The following is a 6289-nucleotide window of genomic DNA, read 5'->3' as shown; positions in this document are numbered from 1 at the left end:
CGGCCCCGCCCGCCTCCCTGGTGGCCGCCGGGCCGGTGCCCGGGATCGTCAAACCGCTGCCCGCCGAGTGGTTCGTGCCGCGCGGCACCAACGCCGAGATGCGCTTCGACGCGCTGCGCGACGGCGCGGACGGCGGGCCGGTGGGGCGGATCGTCCCGGTGGAGCGGTTCTTCGTCCGCAACCACACCAGCACCCCGCTGATCGACGCCGCCGCCTGGCGGCTGAAGGTGTTCGGCAACGGCCTGCGCGGCGCGCCCACCGCCGACCGGCCGGTCGAGTTCTCGCTCGCGGACCTGCGCGCCCTGCCCGCCCACGCCACCACCGCGCTGATCGAGTGCGCCGGCAACGGCCGGAGCTTCTTCACCGCCCAGCAGCACCAGAGCGTGCCCGGCACCCCGTGGACGCTCGGCGGGATCGGCTCGGCGCGCTGGCGCGGGGTGCGGCTGGCGGAGGTGCTGCGGCGCGCCGGCCTGACGGCGGACGCGGTGGACGTGATGCCCGCCGGGCTGGACCCGGAGCCGGTCGCCGGCGGGGTGAGCCTGGGCCGGGTGCGCCGCCCGCTGCCGGTCGCCAAGGCGCTCGACGACGTGCTGCTCGCCTACGAGATGAACGGCGAGCCGCTGACCCCCGACCACGGCGCGCCGGTCCGGGTGGTGGTGCCGGGGTGGGTCGGGATCGCCTCCGTCAAGTGGGTCGGCACCATCGAGGTCGCGGACCGGCCGCTGTTCTCGCCGTGGAACACCGACACCTACCGCCTGTTCGGCCCGGACTACCCGCCGGGCGGCAGCGCCCCGCTCACCACCCAGGTGGTGAAGAGCGCCTTCGAGCTGGCCCGCGACGCCGTCCTCCCGGCCGGTCGCCGGCACCGGCTGCACGGGCGCTCGAGGTCGGGCGCGGCGCCGGTCCGCCGGGTCGAGGTGTCGGTCGACGGCGGCCGGCACTGGCGCCCCGCCGAGCTGCGCGACCAGCCGCGGTACGGCGACTGGACGCGCTGGAGCCTCGACTGGCGCCCGGAGCGGCCCGGCCCGTACGAGCTGCGGGCGCGGGCGACCGACCGCCGGGGGAGGACCCAGCCCGAGGCGACGGTGTTCAACCGCGAGGGCCACCTGTTCGACGCGGTGGTGGTCCACCCGGTGACGGCGGTCTGAGCGGGGCGCTCCCGCCCGTCCGCCGTCACCGGACGGTGGACGGGACCTCGTACGGGGCCGGGTAGGCGGTCTCGTACGGGGTCAGCACCAGCCGCACCACGTCCTCCAGCCGCCGCCGGGCGTCGCCGAGCGTGGTGCGGCCGGTCACCCAGGCCGTCAGCTCGCCCTGCCAGGCGTGGCCGACGATGTGCCGCACCAGGTCGCTCGCGGCGGCCGGCACCTCGTCGGCCATCACCGCCTGGAGCGCCGTGCTGTCGGCCCGGGCCATGCCCTGCAGGGACTCGCTGGCGAAGGGGTCGGTGGAGGCGGCGACGGCCACCCGGAGCCGGGCGAGCTCGGGCTGGCGCTGGTAGGCCCGCATGCCGCCGCGCACGAAGCGCACCACCCGGTCGGTGGCGCCCAGGCCGGCGCGCGGTCCGCGCAGCTCCGCCACCAGGTCGGCGAGCAGCAGCCGATGCCATTCGGCGATCGCCGCCGCCAGCAGGTGGTCCTTGGAGGAGAAGTAGCGGTACGCCGTCCCCAGGGCGACTCCGGACCGCTCGCAGACCTGTTTCATCTGCAGCCGTTCGACGCCGATCTCGTTCACCAGGGCGAGCGCGGCCGCGATCAGGCTTTCGCGGCGTTCGAGCTGACGCGGAGACATGGCCTCCACCGGTCGTGGTGACAGGTCAACCTTGGTCACCCGCACCATGATACGGGCCGGGGCCGCTCAGGAATATGACGCCGACCGGCCGCCCGCCGTTCGTCCCCCGGCCACCGGGTGGTGGCGGGGTCCCGCGGCGGCCGCCCGGCCGTCCGGCGCGGCCGGGCTTCAGCGCCGCGCGACCGTGTGTTCGCGGATCAGCGCCTCCTGGACGGCGGAGGCCACCAGCCGGCCGCCGCGGTCGTAGAACTCGCCCAGCGCCAGCCCGCGCCCGTCCGAGGAGGACGGGCTGCGCTGCGCGAACAGCAGCCACTCGTCCGCCCGGAACGGCCGGTGGAACCACATCGCGTGGTCCAGCGAGGCCATCAGGAGCCGGGGCGCCTCGGTGCGCTGGAAGAAGTTCGGCTGGACGTGCAGCCCGGCCGTCGAGGCGAGCGTGAGGTCCGAGAGGTAGGTGAGCGCGCAGACGTGCAGCAGCGGCTCGTCGGCGGGCAGCGGGGAGCCGGTGCGCAGCCAGACGAACTGCTGCGGCATGCCGGGCACGGACGGCGGCACGCCCGGCGCGTCCGGCGGGACGAACCGCAGCTCCAGGTCGCCGAAGCCGGTGTCGGCCAGCGCGGCGCGGGCCGCCTCGTCCCAGAGCGAGAAGACGTCCGGGAGCTCTTCGGGGCCGGGCAGCGGAGGCCCCTCGCGGTACCGGTCGGTTGCGGGCTCGGGGCGCTTGAAGGAGGCGGAGAGGCTGAAGACGGCCTCGCCCCGCTGGACCGCCGTCACCTGCCGGGTGGCGTACGAGGTGCCCTGGCGGACCCGGTCGACCCGGTACTCGATGGGCCGGTTCGGGTCGCCCGGCGTCAGGAAGTAGCCGTGCAGCGAGTGCACCGAGCGGTCGGCGCCGATCGTCCGCCCGGCCGCCGCCAGCGCCTGCGCGGCGACGTGCCCGCCGAACGCGCGCATCGGCGCACCGGCGTGGCAGTGGCCGCGGAACGTGTTCTCGTCGAGGTGCTCGATCCGCAGCAGCTCGGCGAACGGGCCGACCGTGCCGGTGGCCCGCCTGTCCTGTTCGGTCAGCTCTGTCACAGGCCCAATACTGGCAGACCCGGGCCGCGCGCCGGTGTGACCCGGGTAACCCGGGCGGGCGAACATGCTTGCTAGAACCTGTTCCACATTTCGAAGGCCGAGGGGCGGCGGGGACGTGCGCCGAGGGTCATTGTCAGTGCCCTGACCTAACGTGCTCGGCATGTCGCAATCCGCACACGCGTACGCCTATCTGCGTCCGTCCGCCGTCCTCGACGGGGAGGCCGGCCGGCGCCTCGCCCTGGAGACCTCGGGTGGCACCACCCCGCTCGGGGCGGCCGCCCACCCGCGGTTCTTCGCGGGCTTCCTGGCCGAGCCCGCGCCGGCCGCCGCCGCGCTGCTCGCCGTCGCCGACGTCGCCGCCGCCCGCTACTACCAGCCCCAGCTGCGCGCCTCGCTCGACCCGGTGGTCACCGCCAACGGCGACCGGCTCCGCTTCGAGTCCTTCTCCGGCTGCTGCGGCGTCTACGCCCGCCTCGACGTGCTCGCCGCCGGCCTGGACGGCGACGAGATCGGCCACGGCACCACCAACGTCGACGTCAACAACCCGCTGCGGGAGGCGCTCACCCGGATCGGCCCCGCCGAGCCGCTGCACCTCGCCGTCGGCCCGGACGCCCTGGAGGTCACCACCTTCGACGGGCCGGTCGTCGAGAAGAAGGTCCCGCTGCCCGAGCGCTGGCTGCGCGGCTTCGCCGAGACCCAGGTCACCGCGGCCGGCTTCGACCTGCGGGCCGAGCTGCCGGGCCCCGAGGCGGTCCGCTTCCTGCGCTCGCTGCCGCGCGGCGGCGGCCGGGCCGGGGCCCGGGTCGCCCAGTGGGTCGTCCCGGCCGGGCGGACCCTGCGGCCCACCACCCGGCCGGTGCCCGGCGCGGTCTGCCTGCCCGGGCCCGAGCGGCTGGCCGCCCTGCAGCGGGTGCTGCGGCACGCCCGGGCGCTGCGGGTCTACGGCCCGCCGGTCGCCGGAAGCGGCCCGGCGGCCTCCGCCTGGGAGGTCGAGCTGCCGGGCATGCGGCTGACCCTCACCCTCTCGCCGGACGCCTCCCGGGGCTTCAGCGGCGAGGGCGGGGTGCTCGGCGCGCTCGCCACCGTCGCCGCCGAGCAGGACGCCGACCTGGTCGCGGCGCTGCTCGCCTGGGAGCCGCGGGTCGAGATCGCCGAGCTCGCCGAGCAGTCCGGGCTCACCGCGGCCCGGGTGCGGGCCGCGCTCACCCGGCTCGGCACCGCCGGGCAGATCGGCTACGACGTCGCCGAGGCCGCGTACTTCCACCGGCAGCTCCCGTACGACGCGCGGCGCGCGGAGGCGGCCAACCCGCGCCTGAAGGCCGCCCGCGCGCTGGTCGCGGCCGGTGCGGTGCGGCTGGAGGAGGGCGGTGCGACGGCCGTCGTCACGGTGGACGACCATGTCCAGCGGGTGCGCGCGGACGCGGCCGGCGCGGTCGGCTGCACCTGCCTGTGGTGGGCGAAGTACCGGGGCGGGCGCGGGCCGTGCAAGCACGTGCTGGCGGTCGGCATGGTCCGCGAGGCGCGGACACAGGACGGGACGGTCGGCGGAGTGCGGGAGGAGACGGCGCGATGAGCACGGAGACCGTGAACACCACGGAGACGGCCGCGGCCACGACGGACGCGGTGGAGGCCCTGCTGGAGGCGGTCCGCGAGGGCCGGACCGGGCAGGTGCCGGGCCTGCTCGCCGCCCTCGGGCCGGCCGAGCGGCGCTCCTGCGTCCCCCTCCTCAAGGACCTGCGCCGGACCACCCGCGGCGACTGGTCCAGGGAGGCCAACCAGCGGATGGGCGCGCTGCTGGTGGCCGGCGCGGGCTGCCACCTCGGCGCGGCCGGCGCCGCCACCTGGATCGGCGCCCGGGACTTCAGCGGCCGCACCTGGGCCCGCCACCCGGCCCTCGCCGACGTCGTCGAGTCGCAGCCGGTCGAGTGGCAGATCGACGTGGTCGGCCGGCTCGCCGCCAAGCGCGGCAGCGGCTGGAGCTGGGACCTCTACCCGCTGATCGAGCGGGTGGTGCGGCGCACCGGCTGCGCGGTGCCGGCCTCCGACGACTTCACCGCCGAGTGGCTGCGTTCGGCGGCCGGCGCGGAGAACGGCCCGCGCGGCATCAGCACCACCCTGCTGGAACGGCTGCGGACGGACACCTTCACCCCGGTCCTGCTGCCCCGGGTGTTCGAACTCGACGACGCCGCGTGGCCACTGGACCGCGCCTACTCCACCCGTTCGGGTGACAACTGGCCGGACGCGATCGTCGGACTCGCCGAGTCCGGGCACTTCGGGCGCGAGGAGCTGATCGACCTCTGCCTGGGCCGCCTGGTGCGCGGCGGCAAGCTCGCCGACCAGCGCGCGTTCCTCGCCGTGCTGAACGCGTTCGCGCCCGCCCCGCGGGAGTACGCGGCCCGGGTCCGCGACCTGCTGGCGCTGCTCGACGGGCCCTCGGTGCTGGCCGGCCACGCCCAGCAGGTGCTCGCGGGCCTGGACGAGGCCGGGCTCATCGAGCCGGAGGTGGCCGGCGAGGCCTCGGCGGTGGTGCTGTTCCGCGGTGAGAAGAAGCTGGTGCGGGCCCAGCTGGCCTGGCTGGAGCAGGCCGCGAAGCGCTCGCCCGAGCGGGCCGGACCGGTGGTGCTGGCCGCCGCCGAGGCCTTCGGGCACCCCGACAGCGGCATCCAGGAACGGGCGCTGAACGTGGTCGCGCGCCGGCTCAAGGCGGCCGGCGAGGCCGTGCTGCCGCAGCTGCTGCTCGCCGCCGAGGCGCTCAACCCCGCCCACCACGCCCGGGCGGGCGAGCTGTTCGGCGCGCCCGTCGCCGGCTCGGGGGACGACGACACCGCCTGGTCCGAACTGCTGCCGCCCGTCCCGGTGCCCCTCCCGCTCGGCGCACCGCCGGCCACCCCGACCGAGGTCGCCGAGGAACTGGCCGTGCTGATGGCCGCCGAGCAGCCGGACGTCGCCGTCTTCGAGCGCGTCCTGGACGGCCTGGTCCGGCACGCCCACCGCGACCGGGCGGCGCTCGCCCGGGCGCTGGAGCCGGTGCTGCGGGTGAACCAGTGGCAGGACATCGGCCACTGGCGGGACTGCCGTCCCCGTGACGTGCTGTTCCTCGCCGCGGTGGTCGCCGGTCAGACGGAGCCGCACCGGGCCGGCGGCCTCTTCCGCAAGGCCCGCGACCCGCTGATCGGCAGCCACGTCACCGAGTACGGCAAGGTGCTGGCCGCCCGGATCTCCGAGGCCGCCGAGCGGGTCTCCACCGACCGCCCGCCGTACCTGCTCGCCACGCCGACCGACGCCACCGGCTCGATCACCGCGACCGCGCTGGTCGAGCGGCTCGCCGGGTACGAGGCCGCCGGCGTCACGGCCGGGCCGGCCGACCTGGGCGCCGCGCTGCTGAGGGTCGCCCCGACGGCCGACCCGGGGGTGCGGGCGG

At 76.7% G+C, this 6289-nt stretch carries 4 protein-coding genes; 2 read left to right on the top strand and 2 right to left on the bottom strand.

Going from position 1 to position 6289, the window contains the following annotated elements; genetic code table 11:
• Window positions 1-1148 (top strand): sulfite oxidase (locus ABD308_RS10020; protein ID WP_344331050.1); only part of this gene is annotated, 1148 nt, incomplete at its 5' end.
• Window positions 1149-1173: 25 nt separating this feature from the next.
• Here ABD308_RS10020 and ABD308_RS10015 read toward each other — a convergent pair.
• Window positions 1174-1791 (bottom strand): TetR/AcrR family transcriptional regulator, encoded by a 618-nt coding sequence (locus ABD308_RS10015; protein WP_344331045.1) that lies wholly within the window; start codon window positions 1789-1791, stop codon window positions 1174-1176.
• 168 nt (window positions 1792-1959) lie between these two features.
• Window positions 1960-2868, bottom strand: a complete 909-nt coding sequence (locus ABD308_RS10010) for an acyl-CoA thioesterase (RefSeq protein ID WP_344331042.1) — start codon at window positions 2866-2868, stop codon at window positions 1960-1962.
• A 160-nt stretch (window positions 2869-3028) separates the two neighbouring features.
• On the opposite strand from ABD308_RS10010, the gene ABD308_RS10005 reads away from it, so the two are divergent.
• The gene (locus tag ABD308_RS10005) at window positions 3029-4441 is read left to right on the top strand and encodes an SWIM zinc finger family protein (RefSeq protein ID WP_344331040.1); all 1413 of its coding nucleotides are present in this window, start codon (window positions 3029-3031) and stop codon (window positions 4439-4441) included.
• Window positions 4442-6289: the final 1848 nt, after the last annotated feature.

Source organism: Kitasatospora putterlickiae (genome assembly GCF_039527695.1).
In the GTDB taxonomy this organism is placed as follows: domain Bacteria; phylum Actinomycetota; class Actinomycetes; order Streptomycetales; family Streptomycetaceae; genus Kitasatospora; species Kitasatospora putterlickiae.
The sequence above is the reverse complement of the archived record's forward strand: the minus strand, read 5'-3'. Positions and strand labels throughout refer to the sequence as shown.

What these genes read in the sequence shown, in the direction of transcription:
- ABD308_RS10015 (WP_344331045.1), bottom strand. Translation starts at nt 1,791, where the DNA reads ATGTCTCCGCGTCAGCTCGAACGCCGCGAAAGCCTGATCGCGGCCGCG.
- ABD308_RS10005 (WP_344331040.1), top strand. Translation starts at nt 3,029, where the DNA reads ATGTCGCAATCCGCACACGCGTACGCCTATCTGCGTCCGTCCGCCGTC.